This window comes from Hydrogenophaga sp. (assembly GCF_051860785.1).
GTDB lineage: Bacteria > Pseudomonadota > Gammaproteobacteria > Burkholderiales > Burkholderiaceae_C > Hydrogenophaga.
Window position 1 is genome coordinate 1 of record NZ_JBIMLB010000044.1, and the last position, 881, is coordinate 881.

Annotated in this window: 2 protein-coding genes; both read right to left on the reverse strand. The window is 64.9% G+C overall.

All coding sequences use genetic code 11. From position 1 onward, the window contains the following. Positions 1-272, reverse strand: a 272-nt coding sequence (locus ACTIF6_RS26810; protein WP_439590744.1) for an EscU/YscU/HrcU family type III secretion system export apparatus switch protein, incomplete at its 3' end; no start/stop codon positions are given. 238 nt (positions 273-510) lie between these two features. Beyond that, positions 511-881, reverse strand: a 371-nt coding sequence (locus tag ACTIF6_RS26815) for a protein phosphatase CheZ (RefSeq protein WP_439590745.1), incomplete at its 5' end; no start/stop codon positions are given.

The following is an 881-nucleotide window of genomic DNA, read 5'->3' on the forward strand; positions in this document are numbered from 1 at the left end:
AGCATGAGGCCCTGGGAGAAGCCATCCACCAGGCGCTGCAATGTGATCTCGGGCTGCTGCAGCGCACTGTGGTCAAAGGTGAGCTGGTTGCGCAGGGCGGTGCGCAGTTGTTCGAAGCCCATGGGTGCCAGGGCCAGCAGCGCTACGGCCCCACCGCCGAGCACCGCGAGGTTCGACAAGTCCTTGGAACGCGCGACCTGGCCATCATCGCGGGCCTTTTTCAGGCGCTGCGCGGTGGCGGGTAGGTTCTTGTCCTGACTGGAAGATTCCATGGCTCGGTTTCATTCGATCGATGAAACCGATTCTGGAAGTTGGGGCGGAAAACTAAAGGGGAATAAGACGGGGTGCGGGGGCCCTTTTCCGGGCTGCACCTCGCGCTGCTCGCGGACCTTGGGCACCCTGTTCCGCGAATGTCCTCCGGCGGCGGGAGGCCGCCTCCCCCTTTATTTCGCTCCACAGAGCGCCCAAGGTCCGCGAGCCTGGAGAGGTTTCTGGCGTTCTTCGGCTTCTTTAGAAGCCCATGCTCGCGAGCAGGTCGTCGACCTGCTTCTGATCGCTCACCACATCGGTGCGGCCTTCCGGGCTGACCACCGGGCCGGCCAGTTCGAAGGCGTGGTCCTGTCCCGGCTGGCCCGAGGGGGCCGACTGCAGAAGCAGGCTCAGCAGTTGTTCCTCGATCGTGCCGGCCAGATGCACCACGCGGGCAATCACCTGGCCCGTGAGGTCGTGGAAATCCTGCGCCATCATGATGTCGGTGAGGCGCGCATCGGTCTTCTCGCTCGTGGCCACCATCTCCTGTGACCATTCCAGCAACTCCGGCATGGCGCGTGCCAGACCCGGCACGCGGGTGATCGTGGCGCTCAGCTGGCGCCCGCGTTCGG